Origin of the sequence: Bacillus sp. SH5-2, assembly GCF_008368905.1 — a bacterium.
Lineage (GTDB): Bacteria > Bacillota > Bacilli > Bacillales > Bacillaceae_G > Bacillus_A > Bacillus_A luti.
Genome location: NZ_QOSD01000037.1, coordinates 1 through 18,693, shown reverse-complemented (window position 1 = coordinate 18,693; position 18,693 = coordinate 1). Strand labels below are relative to the sequence as shown.

Sequence of the window (18,693 nt, the reverse complement as noted above, 5' to 3'; positions counted from 1 at the left end):
TCAGGAGGCTATGTCAATGGTTTTTTTTGTATGTTGTCAGACATCACATCTTATAATGATTAAATATGCTTTCGACCAATTCGTAAGGTTTTACATTCACATTTTCCAACTCTTTTATTGGCATCCATAACGGAATATAGCTGCCTCTATCTTTCCGCTTATACTCCTCCCCTTTTCCGTTTCCGAAGAATCCATCCGTAATATAGGCTTCATAATAATATTCGGTACCTTTATACTTTACCTTTGTAATAAGGCGCCTCACTTCTATATGTATCCCTAATTCTTCATATGCCTCTCGTTTCGTTGCCTCTTCAGGTGTTTCACCTTCCTCAATTCCTCCGCCTGGAAAAACATAATACGTTTCATTTTCTCGAATACGTTTAATAAGGGCAATGTTTCCGTCCTGCACAATGATAGCCGCACCGCGATTTCTTATCACTTTATTACCTCAATGCCAATCGCAACTGTTCCCCACTTTTCTTCCTGCTCTTTCGTATATATTTTGTATGTACTTTCTAGCATTTTTTCTAAACTATCCTTTTCACAATCCAATAATTTTTTATCAATTTGTTCGTACATTACTTTAAAACTTTCGTATCGTTTTATTTCTGTTACTTTTACAGCCATCGTTTCTGCTATCGTAAGGTTCGTAAATACGATTTCATCGCCTTGTTTTATAAGTTGACGCTTTCGGTCGTATAACCGTACTTCATACACTTTTTTCCCTGATTGAATTGACTGAAAAGGTTCGTTATATAACCCCATTTCGTATCGCATACATTCCACTCCCTTTTATTCATTCCACCTACTAACACCGTTCGCATTACTTGCTTGAGAAAGAAGGCTAAATACTCATGTTATATAAAAAAAACGAATATAGTAAATATGATATTGGTGATTATACTTATAGTAAAGTAGGTACAACTATTTTTTCTTTGGATGATGAAATGAAATAAAAAACAGATACGTTTTGCTCATTAAGAGAAGAATCCACCTGTTCGATACATATAAAAAGAGCATCCAATTGTTTCAAGATGCCCTTTTTATATTTATTTTCTATTTATTTTCAAGTGATCACATAGAGAACATTGAAAATGAAGTTTCTCCAAACAATGAAAATTTGTTGCGCAAATTTGTTCTATCGTCGGAACAAACGGAATTACAACCATGTTGCTTTCTGTTATTTGTGTAACAGGCGGTAACACTGTTCCTACTTCATATTCAAAGCGAATACTGGCTTGATTAATATAATTCCCCGAACCACTTGGTGCGCTCCCAACTACTACTTGGAACGAAACCGTGCGTGCTTCACCCGGATTTAAACTACCTATTAAAAACCCTAATACTGGGCTTACATTTGGCAATGAAGTACTATCGACTGATACGCTTCCAGTAATAAATTGAACACTACTATCTAATAAATCTTGAAAACGAATATTTTGTATTACAGTATCTCCTGTATTTGTTATAACTGTCTTAAACGTAATGACATCACCAATTGTTGCTGTTTGTTGGTCTGCCGTTTTTACTACAGTCGTCGAAACGTTCGGTATTATAAATGGAATTACGACTGTATTACTCTCTCCTTCAACTATTATCGGCGGTTCGTTAGGGTTAACCGTGGCAAGCCCACTCGCCGTCGCTGTATTTGTAACTAAGTTATTTATTTGTCCTCCTGTTATTACAACTTGGAAATTAATAATTGCTGCATCATTTGGTTGAAAATCACCTAATGGAATACCGGTATTCGGATTGGCAAATGGAAGAGGTACATCATTTACCGTTACCGTTCCATTTATAAAGAACGTATTCGGATCAATGATATCTGTTAAAATAATATTCGTCACAGGAACTGTACTATCATTTATAACGGCAATACCGTAAGTGACAACATCTCCTACCATTGCTACTTCAAAGTTTGCTCCTTTTGCAACAAATAAGATTGCAGTATTTACCGTCACAATAACTGTATTGCTCGTATCCATTACTGTAACTGGCGGCTCTCCTGGTACTAAAATATATTCAGCTAACGCCCCAGCAACGTTCACTACTGTACCACCATCTGGAAAACTTGTAATCGTAGCTTTATATGTTACAATCGCCGTCTCACCGACTGGAATGTCTGGTATCGTAAATCCAACCTGTGGATTTAACCCTGGCTGCGGAACTCCATTTATCGTTACACTATTTGGGACAAAATCAGCTTCCTGAGATAACACATCGATAAATTGAACATTCATCGCATCTGCAGTACCAGTATTTAATATACGAACAGTATACGTTACCGTTTCTCCTACTCCAACAATTGGATGATCTACTTCCTTTTGCATATCTAAACTGCCTCTATTTACTGGTGTGACTGTCGTATTACTTGAATTCGTCATTGTAAACGGAGGTTCTCCTGGAATCAATTCGAAATCACCCGTTACTCTCGCTGTATTCATAATGCTACTAGAAGGCGGAACCGCAATTACATTTACTTCAAATGTAATTAATATGCTATCCCCTACTGCAAGATCTGGTAACGAAAAGCCTACAAATGGATCTAAACCTACTTGCGGAATTCCATTTATTTGTACACTTCCAGGAACGAATTCTAAACTAGGTGATGGAACATCAATAAACTGAACATTCTTCGCTGTTACCGTTCCTGTGTTTGTAACTTGCACACTATAAGTTAACGTATCCCCTAATCGTGTTGCTTGCTTATTCACGGTTTTTATAACATTAAAACGTCCTCTATTTACCTTTGTTATTGTCGTATTACTCGGTTCAGTTACTACAACCGGTGGTTCTCCTGGTACTAAAGTAAAGCTTCCTGTTATATTTGCAACGTTCGTAATTGTTCCTGATGACGGGATGTTTGTAACTGTCGCTTGAAACGTCACGATAACCGTTTCACCAACTGATATATCCCCAACCCCAAAGCCACTAATCGGATTTAAGTTTGGTTGCAGGGCTCCATTTATCGTTACACTATTTGGTATAAATGACGCTCCTGCTGAAACGGTATCAATAAACTGAACATCATTTGCTGTTACTGTTCCTGTATTCGTTATTTGAACCATATATGTTAATATATCTCCAACGAGAGTAGCAGCCCTATTTACTTGTTTAATAACATTAAATCGCCCTCTATTTACAGTTGTGAGTGTTGTATTGCTCGGTTGGTTTACTATAACTGGTGGTTCTCCTGGTACTAATACAAAGCTTCCTATTACATTTGCCGTATTGGCAATTGTTCCGTTTGACGGAACACTAACAACGGTTACTTGGAATGTTACTTCTACACTTTCACCTGGATTTATATCTGGAAGCGGGAATCCATTATTCGGATTGAATCCAGGTTGTAACACATCGTCTATCGTTACACTGTTCGGCACGAATGCTATAGAGGAAGGTAGTACATCACTATATTGAACATTCGTTGCTGTCACTGTCCCTGTATTTTGAACTACTGTTGTATATGTGATTGTATCGCCTACTGCAACAACCGGCTGACTTACTGATTTTAAAACATTCAAACCAGCTTCATTGATTTCTGTTAATGTCGTGTTACTTGTCGTCGTTTCCGTAATAGGCGGCTCTGTTTCACTTACGGCGAATGTAGCTGTAACGTCTACAAAGTTAACAATCGTTCCACCTTCTGGTATGATTATTACCATTTCTTGATATGTGACGCGTACAAAACCACCTACAGGTATATTCGGAACTGTAAAACCACTAAAAGGATTTAATGCTGGTTCTGGTATCCCGTTTATGCTCACACTTCCTGATACAAATTTCACACCAGCAGAAGTAGTATCTATAAAATGAACATTCGTCGCTGCCACTGTTCCAAAATTAAAGATAAATACATTATAAGTTAAAATTTCTCCTACAGTCGCTACTTCTTTATCTACTATTTTCAATGGGAAAATAAACGCTATATTAATTGTCGTAACGACCAAATTTGTTAATATCGTTTCCGTAATCGGTGGTTCTTGCGGATTTGGTTGTGAAGTAAATGTAACATCTGCATCATTTAATATGACTTCATTATCTGGAATTTCTGTAATCGTCACTTGGAACTTTACCTCAATACTTCCACCATTAATTAATAATGGAGTAACTGTAAATCCTATTTCTGGATTAAATCCAAGTTGCTGCACCCCACCTATCGTTACACTATCTTCTACAAATGTCGTTCCTTCTGGTATGACATCTTGGAAGAACACATCTGTAACTGGTATAATTCCTACGTTTGAAATGAGCACGGTATACGTTAATACATCCCCAACCGCTCCAGTTGCAACATTTACTGTTTTTGTTGCTGTCACTTCACCAGGAGGAGGTAACGGTATTGTAACTACCGTTGTATTACTTGAGTTCGTTGTTGTTACAGGTGGTTGTAAAGGATTCAATAAGAAAGTAGCTGTAGCAGATGCTGTATTTAGAACTGCCCCAAGCGTTGATGGTGCAACAACTATCACTTGAAACGTTACTGTCAATGATGTACCAGCCACAATATTAGGAAGCGTGAAACCTATATTTGGATCGAATCCAGGTTGAGGCGTTCCATTTATCGTTACACTATTTGCTACAAATGTTGTTTCTGGAGCAATTGGATCAATGAAAGAGACATTCGTTGCTGTTACTGTACCGTTATTTCGAATGACAACAGAATATGTGTAAGTTTCTCCAAGTGCTGCCTGTTGTACAGATGAAGATTTTTGTATATTTAATTGTGCTGTGTTTACTTGCGTCACTACAAAATTACTATTTGTAATAGTCGTTATTGGAGGGTTTGCTGGATTTATAAGAAAACTTGCAGTAACGTTCGATTGGTTTCGAACATTTCCACCGCTCGGAATACTCTTCACTGTAACTTGAAACGTAATCGTGGCCGTTTGTCCGACCGGAATATTTGGTACTGAGAATCCTGCCATAGGATCCGCGCCTTGCTGAACAACTCCATTTATCGTCACACTATTTGCTACGAACGCAGTACCAGACGGAATTGGATCTTGAAAAATAATATTCGTTGCAGGAACAGTTCCTGTATTTTGAATAAGAATCGTATACGTTAACGTATCTCCTACTCCCGCTTGTGGTGTATTTACACTCTTCATTACATTAAGTGATCCTACATTCACTCGCGTCACAACAATATTACTAATCGTTACAATTGTAATTGGTGGCTGGAGAGGACTTACTTGGAAATCCGCAGTGACATTCGCATTATTCGGAAGAACTCTATTTGGTGGTACACTCGTGATTGTTACTTGAAAAGTAACTGTTACCATCCCTCCTACTGGAATATTAGCAAGTGGAAATCCAGTTGTTGGGCTTAAACCTGGTTGAGGTGTTCCATTTATTGTTACACTATTTGCTACAAACGTTGTTCCAGAAGGAATCGGATCAAGGAATGATACATTTGTTGCTGCTACTGTTCCACTATTTTGTATACGAACTGTATACGTTAACGTATCTCCTACTCCTGCTTCAGTAGCGCTTACACTTTTCATTACATTTAACCCTGAAGAATTCACGACTGTCATAACAGTATTACTTGGTACCGTTACAGTAATCGGTGGCTCTGTTGGATTTACAAGGAAATCTCCAGTGACATTCGCATTATTTACAACATTATTTCCTTGGGGAATTTCATCAATTAACACTTCAAACGTAACAATTACATTCGCACCAGTAGGCAAATTATTTAATGGGAATCCAAGTTCTGGATCTGCCCCTTCTTGTAAAACACCATTAACAAATACACTGTTTTCAATAAATAATGTTCCTTGTGGAATTGAATCTTGGAAAAATACATTTGTAGCTGGTACACTACCTGCATTTATGATTTCAATTGTATATACTAAAACATCCCCTACCGTTGCAACATCCGTATTCACTGATTTCATAACTTCAAAATTCCCTGATTGCACAGTTGTATTCACAACATTACTCGGAACATTGATTGTTACTGGCGGTTCGCTCGGATTCACTTGAAAACTGGCTGTTACATTTGCTTGATTTAAAATATCTTCATTTTCTGGATCCTGTACAATTAATACGTCAAATGTGACTATAACTGTTTGAGCCGGAGGAATATTCGAAAGAATAAATCCTGTATTCGGATCTAGTCCACTTTGTGGCGTTCCATTAATTGTGACAGAATTTGTTATGAAAGAAACTGCTGAAGAAATAGTGTCTTGGAAAAATACATTTGTTAGCGGAACATTCCCTGTATTTTGAACGGCAATCGTGTATGTTAAAGTATCCCCCACTGCCGCTTGAGCTGTATTTACTTCTTTTATTACATTTAAACCGCCAGTATTAATTTGTGTTACAACTGTATTTGTTTGTCTATTAATTGTCACTGGAGGCTGACTTGGAATAACAACAAAATTAGCAGATACATTTCCGCGGTTTGCAATCGTACCTCCTGATGGTGTAGATGTGACTCGAACTTGAAAAGTTACCGTCCTACTTCCGCTCGGAGATATATTTGCTACCGCAAACCCAGTCGCAGGATTTGTCCCAGGTTGCGAAACTCCATCAACAGTTACACTATTTGGTATAAAAGTCGTTCCAATTGGGATTGGATCTTGAAAAATAACGTTCGTCGCCAATACATTTCCTGTATTTTCAATTATAACTGTGTACGTAAGAACATCATTAACTGTCGCAAAAGCTTTATCCACAGTCTTTCTCGTTCTAATATCAGCTATATTAATAGTAGTAAATACAGTATTACTTGTCGCCTGCCCTGAAACTGGTTGCTGACCAGGCACCGGAATAAAATTAAATGTTACACTCGCACGATTCGGAATTGGATTGACAAGAGGATTAGATGTTACTCGAACTTGAAAGCGCACTACAGTCGTTTGCGAAGCATTAATACTTCCTAGATTAATACTACTTGCTGGATTCGCCCCTGGACGCGCTACTCCATTTACTGTAACACTATTTGCTACAAACGTCGTTCCAGCAGGTATACTATCAACAAAAACAACATTGTTTGCAGTGACATTTCCATTATTCGTCACATTAACTGTGTACGTTAATACATCATTAAGTGTTGCCGTCTGTAAATCTACAGATTTTTGCATACTTATAGTTGCTTGATTCACTGTCGTTTGTACTGTATTTGAAGAAGACATACTTGTAATAGGAGGACTTCCGACGAAAGGACGGAATTGATATGACACCATTGCACGATTCGAAATAGGATTTGGATTCGGGAATGATGTTATTCGAACTTGAAATGTAACAATTCTTTGCGTGTTATTTGGGATTGTACCTAAATTAATTCCATTAGCAGGGTTCGCATTCGGCTGTGTTACTCCCCCTACCGTTACACTACCTGCAACAAACGTCGTTCCGTTCGGAATGCTATCTCGTAATACAACGTTCTCTGCACTTCCTGTTCCTGTATTTGGAACCGTAATCGTATAAGTGAGAGTATCCCCTACCCCTGCGACTGTTCTATTAACCGATTTAACAGGATTAATAATTGGACCTGTTGCATCAATTTGAACACCAAAACCAGCTGCAGCGTATCCATCTCCATTTGTAACAAATCGAACAGTTGCTGACGTTTGATTGTTTACTAAAGATGAGGAGGCATCTACATTCGTAATATCCCACCCCTGTCTTCGGACAGCCAAAGCTCCCCCTAACGGCTGATTTAAATCTCCGAATGTACCGCTCGTATCTAAATTTCCGCTGTCATTACAAATTTGAGACTGGAAGAAATTATTTGCAGGGTTTCTCGGTCCGAATAATGCAACTGTAGCATTTGCATTCGGTCCAAAGCGAAGTTGATCTCCCACAATGTTAGAATCACCTTCTTGAGCAGTTACAAGTACCCTTCCTGTTACAGCTCCTGTAGCTGGCGTAGCAAATCCTGAAATAGTAGCATCAACTGGTGGTGATGAAGCATCAATAATTTCTTGACCTGCATATACTGACAAATTTCGAAGTGGTAAACTGGCATTTTGATACACAACCTCAAGCGTCCATCCAGCTGAACGGCTAATTGTTGAGTCAGCTGAAGTTCTTGCAGCAGGCACAGCACCCGTTGTATATGTGCCTCCCCCACCTGCACTAACAAGATTCGTTACATTCGCAGAGCGAGCATAATAAAACTGGTTTCCTACTGAACCTTGCTGCGCGGTAGCAGGATCTGGCGTAACAGAAAACGTCCCTGCTGGCGTTGTAAATGTAATGTTATCATTTAAAAATGGTAAAACATCTTCCGTATCAGTCCGGAAAGTACCAGCCCAAACTAATTCTGCATATAACACACTGCTTCCCGCTGGAAGATTTAAAATTGCACTTGAAGAATTCAATTGCCACTCATCTGTTGTCCCTGCTGGGAATCCTGGTACTTGCAACGCTGTATTTACTGTCGTAAACACAGCAAGTGTACCAAAAATATTACCTGGTGCAGGTGATGTAGGGCTAAGTCCCAGCGTATTCCCAGTAAACGTGACGGCACCAGGTACTGTTGTCGTAAAACGATTTATAAAAGGCACACAATCATCTCATTTCAATTATAGTAAAAAGTGCTCTATACTATAAAATGTAGACAAACTATACAATGTACGTTGTCCAACAAAATTCCGCACATATGAGAGGAGTTTATAAAACTATGCGCTACGTTATCATAACAGGAACTTCACAAGGTTTAGGTGAGGCCATTGCCACGCAATTGTTAGAAAAAAATACAACTGTCATCTCTATTTCTAGAAGAGAAAATAAAGAGCTTACGAAACTCGCAGAACAATATAATAGCAATTGTGTTTTCTACTCCTTAGATCTTCAAGATGTACATAATTTAGAAACGAACTTTAACAAAATCATTTCATCTATTCAAGAAGACAGTGTATCTTCTATTCATTTAATTAATAATGCGGGTACAGTTGCTCCTATGAAGCCAATTGAAAAAGCAGAAAGTGAACAATTCATTACGAACGTTCATATTAATTTACTTGCACCTATGATTCTCACCTCCACTTTCATGAAACATACGAAAGAATGGAAAATAGATAAACGTGTTATAAACATTTCATCTGGTGCAGGAAAAAATCCTTACTTCGGATGGGGCGCTTATTGTACAACGAAAGCTGGCGTAAATATGTTTACACAGTGCGTAGCAACCGAAGAAGCAGAAAAAGAATATCCAGTAAAAATCGTCGCTTTTGCACCTGGTGTTGTTGATACAAATATGCAAGCACAAATTCGGGAAACAAATAAAGAAGACTTCACAAACTTAGACCGTTTCATCACATTAAAAGAAGAAGGAAAACTACTGTCACCTAAATATGTTGCGAAAGCTATACATAACTTACTAGAAACGGAGAACTTTCCGCAGGGCGAGGTTATTAGAATTGACGAATAACAAAAAGGCGTGCTACAATAGCACGCCTTTTCATTCTACTTCTCGAAAAATATAAGTACAGACTCACCAATTTGCTCATAACCAATTTCCTGATAAATTTTATTCGATGTCTGATTCGCCAAATCAGTATATAACGTGGTTGTTTTGTACCCTTCATCTAACATACGTTGACTAAGTGCCGCTACACAATTTGATGCGTATCCCTTTTTCCTTGCTTCTGTCGGCGTATACACGAAATTAACTGTTATATTATTTTTAGTTGGACGTGTTTTTGCAGCTACAGAAACAAGTTTCCCGTCTACTTCTAGACCGAATAGATGATGATTATTGATTAATGTATGTGCCGTTTGTTCCGCTTCTTCTTTCGTAGTTGGGAGCTTCACATCTTCGCAAAATTGATATATCCATTTTTCTATTAATGGTAGCTCATCACTGTTTATTTCTCGAAAAATCCCATCCTCGTTCCACTTCTGCTTAACTTGTTCTAATGCATACACCCCTTGCTCCATTACAACATTCGTTTTCTTATTTTCTAACGTCGCAATCTCTTCCGCTAATTGTTGTACAACTTTTTTATTACCGATCAATCCGGGAATATCCGGATATACTTTCGTTAACTCTTTTGCAAGGACCTTGATAGCTACTCCCGAAATTTCAGCATTTGCAACAATGATTTGTTTCTTCTCTTCTGTTTGAAGAAATACAACCGCAATTTCTTCTCCTTGTTTCGCTATCCCCATAAATATCGGTTCTTGGACCATTTGTAATACACCTAATATAAGATTATTTTCCTGCTCATTCTTTTCTAAAAATGGTGTAACCTCTTCTTTAAAATTAAGTATCTCTTTATACACATGTAATTGAATCATCGACAATCTCTTCTCTCTATTTATAGTTTCATTAAGTATTGGCGATTAATTCATTAAATCCTTCTTTTACGATTCAATAATATTCAAAACTAACATATTCAAATCATTTTCAGCTTGTAAAATTCTCTGTTTTTCCTTTTCAAATACCTCTTCTTCTTTTTGAAACGACTCTTTTCGTTTTTTAATCATGCGCTCCATTTCTTTTTTACTCGGTCCACCGTATACTTTTCTTTTTTGAATAAAAGCTTCGGGTGATATAATCTCTTTCCACTCTTCTTCTAATAAACGCACTTTCAAATTTTCTTGTAAGTACAGATTTACTTCTTCGAAATGTAATTCATGAAGCTCCTTTTTCTGCTCTAATGACATCTTCGCAATAACACTTGCTGCATGATGCGCTTGCCGAAATGGAGTTTCATAGTTTTTTGTTAAAACATCTGCAAAATCAGTTATCGTAATTGCATGTTTATAGGAACGACTTTTTAACGTTTCTTCTTCTACTTTCATCGTTCGAATGACTGCATTCATAATACAAAAAACACGAATGGTCTTTTCGATTCCTTTATATAAATACGGCTGCAAGTCATCTTCCGTATCGACAATATCACCAAATGGTGTATTATGAATCATTTGAAATACTGTAAATACTTCCCCTAAAGCGCTACTCGTAATAGCACGCGCATGCTCAATTGAAACCGGATTTCGTTTTTGCGGCATAATACTACTAATTTGTACATACGGCTTCGCCACAGTAATACCACCATATTCCTTCGTTGCTAATAATAAGAAGTCATGAATCCATCTACTCGTATTTGTCATCATTACCATAAGTAATGAGCTAACCTCTAATAAATAATCCGCTCCAGCAACCGCATCATATGAGTTCTCGATTACATTTGTAAACCCAAGTAAATGAGCAACTCGCTCTCGTTTAATCGGGAAACTTGTTGTAGAAAGAGCAGCTGCCCCCATCGGAGAATGATTTAAAAGCTGATACGTTCTTTTCATCCGTTCTAAATCTCTTTGCATCGTATCGTAAATCGCTAACGTATAATGACCAAATGTTGTTGGCTGTGCTGGTTGTGTATGTGTATAAGCTGGCATAATCGTTTCCTTATGATCAGAAGCAAGTTGCAGCATACTTTCTTGCAATAACAAATGATGTTCCATTAATCGTAATACATATCGTCTTAAACTCATGCGATACATCGTAACGCCCATATCATTTCTACTTCTACCGATATGCATATTACTTACAAAATCGCTTTTCGCTTCTTGAGAAATTAAATGTTCCACTAAAAAAAAGAGATCTTCATGCTGCTCTGTATAGAGCAATTGCTCTTCTGGAATTCCCTCTACCTTTTTTAATGCGTGTAATATAACTTTAGCTTCTTCCTTTTTCATTAAACTTTCTTCCGTTAGCATCGTAATATGCGCTTTATGCACTTGAAACATATCTTTCAATAAGTAATTTCGTTGAAAATTAAATACATGTTGTAATACACAATCCACATATGTTTTCCCAGGGAAATCAGCGCCTTCACTCTTTATAAACTCTTCTTTACTTTGTTTCATCACCTTTTCCCCTCTCACCTAAGTATTACTACCCATCATACCCAGAGATGGCAAAAAAGTGCTTGTATATAAAAATAAACTCGGCACTTTAAGCACCGAGTTTACTTAATAAAAGTCGCATCATACTTATCACTTTGCAACACTTGGAAATGTAAGTTTGCTAAATGTTTCCGTATTTCTGCACTGTCGTCCTCATTTAAATTATTTGCTAAGAACACTATTTCTGTACAGTTCCCACGTTTATCCATCGCATAAACTGCTTTTGTAACTGTCCATGGCGTATAGCCATTTTTTTGCCCTGCATGTCTAAATGTTTTACGGTATTTCTTAGCGCTCATATCTGTTTCAACGATTTTCGCCCATACTTTTTCTTCTGCTTCTGTCAGACCACCTTTATGATTTGCCTTTTGAAGCAGTACCATATAATCGTTTGCAGAAGCTGCTGGTAATCGATCTGACCAAATTTTATCGTAACGTTCCTCTAAATAAAGAGGAATTTCCTTCTGTAATAATGGTCCCTTCTTTTTTAAGCGTTCATGAATAATCATTGCATATTCACGATATTGCTCTTGAGACATTTCTTTTAACTTTTTCTCTATTTTATATTTTGGAACATGTAGTTCTTTATGCAAATATCCAGGGATGTATAAAGATGAAACAATCGGAAATAGCGGCTGATGTGCTGGAAGCGATAAACTTTGTAAATTACGATTAATATTATCTAATCCTAACACTTCCATTAAATATTCAGCATTCGCATTCGAACTAAACTTAACCATTCCTTTTGCCACTTCTTCTAAAGAAACTGCCCCTTCTGTTATCTTGTCTGTCTTTTGCAAATACCTTTGCCATCTATCTTGTGCACCACCATCTGTATTCGGCACATAATACCGATTCACATCATTAATGGAAACGAAACTAGACGGGTCAATTTTCCCTTCTGTAACTTGTTTCGTATATTCAAGCGCCACAATTAATTTCATCGTACTAGCAACTGGCAATACAACATTTGGATTTACAGAATAAACAACTTTATCATTTCTCTTTACGAGAAGCGCACTATTTTTTTCATCTTTATGTTCTTCAATAAAGGATGCGATATACTGTGCATCATCATTATTTGAACTCCACACTTTTTTCACTAAAAAATTACCCGATATTAGCAAAACAAAAATACCCACAATCACTGCGCATACTATAGTTTTTTTCAAGTAAAATTCCTCTCCTATTGTGTAACTCTTCTCTATCTATCTCTTAAAACAAAATAATGGAGATGATTATTTTAGTAATCATCTCCATTATTTTAACTTGTATTCTCCTATTATGTCTACGTCATAATTTTTACGAAGTCTTCGAGAAACTTTTTGTAATGTAATGACCAACCAATTCGCACCCAATTCTTTAAAGCTTTTGAGTCCGGTTGAGGACGGAAATCAGCAATACTTTCTCCCTTTGCAATCCCTACTGTATCTACATCGACACGACGGTACACATAATCCAAAAGGGACGGATTCGCCGCAACCATCATTGTAACGACGTCATGTACTGGACTACCTGTTATTTTCGGGTTTAACTTTTTATACGCTTTATAATAATACGTAAATATCGGCTCGATTAACTTGTTAAAACTCGTTTTAGAGTGTTTCGTAATATATTTCACCATTTCTGGCGTAATAATTGCTTCAGATGTAACGTTAAGCGGCACTAATGTCACATTCTTAGCATTTTGCATAACTAATTGTGACGCAATGGGATCACCATGAAAATTCGCCTCTGCGACTGGTGTCACATTGCCAGGCATTAAAAAAGCACCGCCCATTATATAGTATTCTTTCACATACTTCATCATCGTTTTTTCTAAAATAAACGCTGTCGCAAGCGTCGTTGACCTGCCAGCATCAACAATGATTAACTCTCCCTTATACTTTTCAAGAATATCAAAAAATGCACAAAAAGGTTTTATGTTCGGTGAAAAAGTTTTTGGAGGTTTAATTGGTCCTAAACCTTCCGCCCCATGAATTTCTGGATAATACGTTGTAATATCTCCAGATAAAGGGATTTTCGCACCATTAATAACAGGTATATCTTCCCTACCTGCTAACTGTAATAAATATGCCGCATTACTTGTCGCCTTTTCTTGCGTTACATTTCCATATCCTGTAACTACACCAACAATATCAATATCAGGATGCAACAATCCATACATAATTGCTAAAGAGTCATCAATTCCTGGGTCTCCTAAAAATAATACTTTTTTCATCGCCCTCAACTCCATCCCCTCAATTGTTATTAATTTATGAATAGCCATACATATACAGAATAAAAAAGAACAAATTCATACGAAAAAACGCAGTCCTATACGGACTGCGTTCTCTATTTTATCTAGACTTTTTTCTGCATGGTAACCATGCTGCCAATGATGTAAGCAATAAATGCAAAGCAGATTGGGAAAACAACTGTATGTATACCGAACGGATTTGGATAGAAAAGATGAATACACATATATGAGCCTACCCCAACTAAAATGGAAGCAAGTGCCCCAGTTGCATTCCCCTTTCTCCAATATAATCCTAATACAATCGGCCAAATGAAAGCCGCTTCTAATCCACCGAATGAAAATAAATTTAACCATATTAAAAAATCTGGTGGCTTAATCGCTGCTGCATAAACAAGCAGCCCTACGATACCGGTAATCCACAGACTTCCTTTTTTTATTGTACTGTGTGCCGCATCTTTATTTATGTAGTTTACGTATATGTCTTTAATAATCGACGAACTTACAAGTAACAATAACGAGTTTACTGTAGACATAATCGCTGCCATTGGTGCAGCTAAGAAAACTCCAGCTAACCAAGGTGGTAACACTTCCATTGCGAGTAGCGGCATAACTTTATCCGGTACCGTTATACCTGGAAGTACTACTCGTGCAAATACACCCGTTAAATGCATACCAATCATAATTGTGCCTACAACAATCGTTCCAATTATAAGCGCTTGATGCATCGCTTTTGAATTTTTATAAGACATTGCACGCACGCTAATTTGCGGTAAACCAACAACGCCAATTCCAATTAAAATCCAAAACGATGTCACATATGATTTCGTTAAACTACCATCTGCTCCAAATGGTGTAATTAAATTCGGATTAATTTGAACAAGCTCTTGCATAATCTTCCCAATTCCACCACCAGCAATGACAGTAGCAATTAAAATGATTGTCGTTCCAACTAGCATAATAATGCCTAACAGCGTATCTGATAAAGCAACTGCACGAAATCCACCAATTAATACGTACACAAGTACAGAAAAAGTAAATAAAAATAGTGCTGTTGTATACGATAAACCCGTTAGCGACTCAATTAATCGTCCACCGCCAACCCATTGGGCTACTGTTGCTGAAAATAAAAAGATAATAATACATAATGCAGAAAGGATCACGACTGCTTTATTATTGTATCTTCCCTTTAAATAATCAATAAGAGTAATGGCTTCCATCTTCCTAGCAATAATGGCAAACTTTTTACCGATAACTGTTAATACGATATATCCAGTTACAACTTGAATCGCTGATAATAGTACCCATCCAAGCCCCATATTGTATGCTATACCAGGCCCACCAATGAAGCTACTTGCACTACCGTACGTAGCAATCATTGTCATTGCTAATAATAAACCGCCAAGCTCACGCCCACCAAGAAAATATTCTTGTAAAAATTTATTTTGTGCCGTTGCTTGTACACGCCTTGAAGCATAGACACCAATTAAAAATACAACGATAAACGAAATTATCATTGGAATGATTACATACCAATTCATCTATTATTCCTCACTTTTTTCTTCCTCATCGAGTGAAATATCTTGAAATACAAAACGAACAACTAAACTAAGCAAAATAACCATAACGATAAATCCAACTATACAGCTATAAAAAAACCATGCTGGAAAACCTAATATGTATGTATATTCACTTGGATCTTTACTACCAAGCCCATAAGCAAATCCGTACCATATTATAAAATTAATAATAGCCAGTCCAAGACCAATTAATGCTTCTCTATGGGCGATTCGAAAGCGTGGATCATCATGATAATCCTTCATTTCTCTCCCTCCTCTCACGATGTATTATTGTACCATTGTTCTTCTAGTTTTTCCTACTAGAAAGCAAAAACAAGCAGGATTTTTTATCATCACATAGAAGATTCTCTTACATTACATATTTTTTACAATTGTAACACAAATGAAATTTGAATTTTCAGCATTTGTTAATTATGATTTTAATTAGAGGCTTTCCATCTAGTTCCTACATCCTTGATTTCGGAATAAACGCCGTCTCGTACTGCGTTTACATTATATTTTCAAGGGGGTTATACAATGAGTCAACTAGCTGTAAATCTTCATGAAAAGGTAGAAAAGTTTCTTCAAGGCACGAAAAAGTTATATGTGAATGGATCTTTTGTTGAAAGCGCTTCCGGCAGAACATTTAAAACACCTAACCCAGCAACCGGTGAAACACTCGCCGTCGTTTCTGAAGCTGGTCGCGAAGATATTCATAAAGCTGTAGTTGCAGCTCGCATGGCTTTTGATGAAGGCCCTTGGTCTCGCATGAGCACAGCTGAGCGAAGCCGTCTTATGTACAAGTTGGCTGATTTAATGGAAGAACATAAAGAAGAGCTTGCACAGCTCGAAACATTAGATAACGGAAAGCCAATCCGTGAAACAATGGCAGCAGACATACCACTTGCAATAGAGCATATGCGCTATTATGCTGGCTGGGCTACAAAAATCGTTGGTCAAACAATTCCTGTTTCCGGTGATTATTTTAACTATACACGCCATGAGGCTGTTGGTGTCGTTGGTCAAATTATTCCTTGGAACTTCCCACTTCTTATGGCAATGTGGAAAATGGGAGCAGCACTTGCTACAGGATGTACAATCGTTTTAAAACCTGCAGAACAAACTCCACTTTCCGCTCTATACTTAGCTGAATTAATTGAAGAAGCTGGATTCCCGAAAGGTGTTATTAATATCGTTCCTGGGTTCGGTGAATCAGCTGGACAAGCTCTCGTTAATCACCCACTCGTTGATAAAATTGCATTTACCGGTTCTACTCCAGTCGGTAAACAAATTATGCGACAAGCATCTGAAACATTAAAACGTGTTACTTTAGAGCTTGGTGGTAAATCACCAAACATTATTTTACCAGACGCCGACTTATCTCGTGCAATTCCTGGTGCACTTTCTGGTGTTATGTTTAATCAAGGACAAGTATGCTCTGCTGGATCACGCCTATTTGTTCCGAAGAAAATGTATGATAATGTCATGGCTGATCTCGTCCTCTATTCTAAAAAACTAAACCAAGGTGTCGGTCTTAACCCTGAAACAACAATCGGTCCTCTCGTTTCCGAAGAACAACAAAAACGTGTAATGGGCTACATCGAAAAAGGGATTGAAGAAGGCGCTGAAGTACTTTGCGGAGGAAGTAATCCATTCGACCAAGGTTACTTTGTTTCGCCTACAGTATTCGCTGACGTAAATGATGAAATGACGATCGCAAAAGAAGAAATTTTCGGTCCAGTTATTTCTGCAATACCATTTAACGATATTGATGAAGTAATTGAACGCGCGAATAAATCACAATTCGGCTTGGCAGCTGGTGTATGGACAGAAAATGTTAAGACAGCACACTATGTTGCAAGTAAAGTACGTGCAGGTACAGTATGGGTAAACTGTTATAACGTCTTTGATGCAGCATCTCCATTTGGAGGATTTAAACAATCCGGTCTTGGTCGTGAAATGGGATCTTATGCATTAAATAACTATACAGAAGTAAAGAGCGTTTGGCTTAACTTAAATTAATGAGAAAGAACCTGACCTATCCGGTCAGGTTCTTTTCATTATGTATTCCTTTAAACTTGCAGTCCTCCGCTCACATTTAATACTTCTCCTGTAATATAGGATGCGTATTCTGATGCTAAAAAGACTGCTGCGTTCGCAATATCTTCTGGCGTTCCAATTCTACCAACTGGAATCGCGCCAACCATCTTTTCTTTCACTTTATCTGGTATCGTTTTTGTCATATCTGTATCCATAAACCCTGGACAAATTGCATTACAAGTAATACCGAAACTTCCAACTTCTTTCGCCGCTGTTTTCGTTAAACCTACAACTCCCGCCTTTGTAGCCGCATAATTCGCTTGTCCAATATTCCCATCTCTACTAATAGAAGAAATATTAATAATCCTTCCATATCCTTGTTGTCTCATATAAAGAAGCGCTGGTTGCATACAATAAAAAACACCAGTTAAGTTCACTTGTAATACTTGTTCCCAAGCAGACTTCTCCATTTTATGTAACATTGCATCTCTTGTAATCCCAGCATTGTTTACCAAGATATGTAATGTCCCGAATTTTTGAACCGCATATTCAATTAACGACTTCGCTTCATTTTGATTACTCACATCACATCGATATAAGCTCACTTCATATCCTTCATCCGATAACTCACGTGTCGTTTTTTGTAGCTTCTCTTCATTTACATCGCTAATGATTACTTTAGCCCCCAACTTTGCATAAACCCTCGCAATCTCTTTTCCAATTCCCTGCGCGGCTCCTGTTACAACAGCTGTTTTCCCATTTAAAAACTCCATCCCTATCCCCCATTTCTATTACTTATACTGTATATTTCGGCTCGTTGCTTTCCAAATCCTCTTTGTATAAAAAAGTCTATTTGTGTCAAACTAACTTTGCAACGTCGCATAAAGTGAAACTTTAATCAGTGGGAGGATTCTTTATCCCCCACTGATTATTAGTTGAACCAATCGGACTTTTATGGGCAGTTGATCCCCCACCTAACTTCTTTGC

The 18,693-nt window shown here is 37.5% G+C and carries 12 protein-coding genes and 1 pseudogene; 3 read left to right on the top strand and 10 right to left on the bottom strand.

The annotated features are described in order from the left end of the window. Nucleotides 1–43: 43 nt before the first annotated feature. Both DN410_RS25745 and DN410_RS25740 read right to left on the bottom strand, forming a co-directional pair. Entirely contained in the window at nucleotides 44–439 is a 396-nt protein-coding gene (locus tag DN410_RS25745; protein WP_149178565.1) for an NUDIX hydrolase, read from the bottom strand. After that, on the bottom strand, nucleotides 436–777 hold the full coding sequence (locus tag DN410_RS25740; protein WP_149178564.1) for an ASCH domain-containing protein: 342 nt from the start codon (nucleotides 775–777) through the stop codon (nucleotides 436–438). Before DN410_RS25740 ends, DN410_RS25745 begins: the two co-directional genes overlap by 4 nt. A 71-nt stretch (nucleotides 778–848) precedes the next feature. On the opposite strand from DN410_RS25740, the pseudogene DN410_RS25735 reads away from it, so the two are divergent. Beyond that, nucleotides 849–953, top strand: a pseudogene (locus DN410_RS25735) (CatB-related O-acetyltransferase); the annotation flags it as partial. Nucleotides 954–1,049: 96 nt separating this feature from the next. Here DN410_RS25735 and DN410_RS25730 read toward each other — a convergent pair. Further along, entirely contained in the window at nucleotides 1,050–8,522 is a 7,473-nt protein-coding gene (locus DN410_RS25730) for a DUF7507 domain-containing protein (protein WP_149178563.1), read from the bottom strand. A gap of 116 nt (nucleotides 8,523–8,638) precedes the next feature. Between DN410_RS25730 and DN410_RS25725 the strand changes: the two genes are divergently transcribed. Further along, complete coding sequence (locus tag DN410_RS25725) at nucleotides 8,639–9,388, top strand: (S)-benzoin forming benzil reductase (RefSeq protein ID WP_149178562.1); 750 nt, start codon at nucleotides 8,639–8,641, stop codon at nucleotides 9,386–9,388. 35 nt (nucleotides 9,389–9,423) lie between these two features. Here the strand turns inward: DN410_RS25725 and DN410_RS25720 are convergent, their stop codons facing one another. The 6 genes from DN410_RS25720 to DN410_RS25695 form a co-directional block, all read right to left on the bottom strand. After that, nucleotides 9,424–10,257, bottom strand: coding sequence for a GNAT family N-acetyltransferase (locus DN410_RS25720; protein ID WP_149178561.1), 834 nt, complete (start codon nucleotides 10,255–10,257; stop codon nucleotides 9,424–9,426). Between the two features lie 66 nt (nucleotides 10,258–10,323). Next, nucleotides 10,324–11,832, bottom strand: a complete 1,509-nt coding sequence (gene argH / locus DN410_RS25715) for an argininosuccinate lyase (protein WP_149178560.1) — start codon at nucleotides 11,830–11,832, stop codon at nucleotides 10,324–10,326. A 101-nt stretch (nucleotides 11,833–11,933) separates the two neighbouring features. Next, nucleotides 11,934–13,043, bottom strand: coding sequence for a serine hydrolase (locus DN410_RS25710; RefSeq protein WP_149178559.1), 1,110 nt, complete (start codon nucleotides 13,041–13,043; stop codon nucleotides 11,934–11,936). A 116-nt stretch (nucleotides 13,044–13,159) separates the two neighbouring features. Continuing rightward, nucleotides 13,160–14,092, bottom strand: a complete 933-nt coding sequence (locus DN410_RS25705) for a nucleoside hydrolase (protein ID WP_149178558.1) — start codon at nucleotides 14,090–14,092, stop codon at nucleotides 13,160–13,162. Between the two features lie 122 nt (nucleotides 14,093–14,214). After that, nucleotides 14,215–15,648 (bottom strand): sodium/pantothenate symporter, encoded by a 1,434-nt coding sequence (gene panF / locus DN410_RS25700; protein ID WP_149178557.1) that lies wholly within the window; start codon nucleotides 15,646–15,648, stop codon nucleotides 14,215–14,217. 3 nt (nucleotides 15,649–15,651) lie between these two features. After that, nucleotides 15,652–15,930, bottom strand: a complete 279-nt coding sequence (locus DN410_RS25695) for a YhdT family protein (RefSeq protein ID WP_149178556.1) — start codon at nucleotides 15,928–15,930, stop codon at nucleotides 15,652–15,654. Nucleotides 15,931–16,203: 273 nt separating this feature from the next. Here DN410_RS25695 and dhaS point away from each other — a divergent pair, with 273 nt between their 5' ends. Next, nucleotides 16,204–17,688, top strand: a complete 1,485-nt coding sequence (gene dhaS / locus DN410_RS25690; RefSeq protein WP_149178555.1) for an aldehyde dehydrogenase DhaS — start codon at nucleotides 16,204–16,206, stop codon at nucleotides 17,686–17,688. Nucleotides 17,689–17,738: 50 nt separating this feature from the next. Here the strand turns inward: dhaS and fabG are convergent, their stop codons facing one another. After that, nucleotides 17,739–18,479: a 3-oxoacyl-ACP reductase FabG gene (gene fabG / locus DN410_RS25685; RefSeq protein WP_149178554.1), complete on the bottom strand. Its 741-nt coding sequence runs from the start codon at nucleotides 18,477–18,479 to the stop codon at nucleotides 17,739–17,741. Between the last annotated feature and the right edge of the window lie 214 nt (nucleotides 18,480–18,693).

Bases quoted from the DNA above. Each gene is read 5' to 3' on its own strand.
- dhaS (WP_149178555.1), top strand. From the start codon at position 16,204: ATGAGTCAACTAGCTGTAAATCTTCATGAAAAGGTAGAAAAGTTTCTT.
- fabG (WP_149178554.1), bottom strand. From the start codon at position 18,479: ATGGAGTTTTTAAATGGGAAAACAGCTGTTGTAACAGGAGCCGCGCAG.
- DN410_RS25720 (WP_149178561.1), bottom strand. From the start codon at position 10,257: ATGATTCAATTACATGTGTATAAAGAGATACTTAATTTTAAAGAAGAG.
- DN410_RS25705 (WP_149178558.1), bottom strand. From the start codon at position 14,092: ATGAAAAAAGTATTATTTTTAGGAGACCCAGGAATTGATGACTCTTTA.
- DN410_RS25740 (WP_149178564.1), bottom strand. From the start codon at position 777: ATGCGATACGAAATGGGGTTATATAACGAACCTTTTCAGTCAATTCAA.
- argH (WP_149178560.1), bottom strand. From the start codon at position 11,832: ATGAAACAAAGTAAAGAAGAGTTTATAAAGAGTGAAGGCGCTGATTTC.
- DN410_RS25725 (WP_149178562.1), top strand. From the start codon at position 8,639: ATGCGCTACGTTATCATAACAGGAACTTCACAAGGTTTAGGTGAGGCC.
- panF (WP_149178557.1), bottom strand. From the start codon at position 15,648: ATGAATTGGTATGTAATCATTCCAATGATAATTTCGTTTATCGTTGTA.
- DN410_RS25695 (WP_149178556.1), bottom strand. From the start codon at position 15,930: ATGAAGGATTATCATGATGATCCACGCTTTCGAATCGCCCATAGAGAA.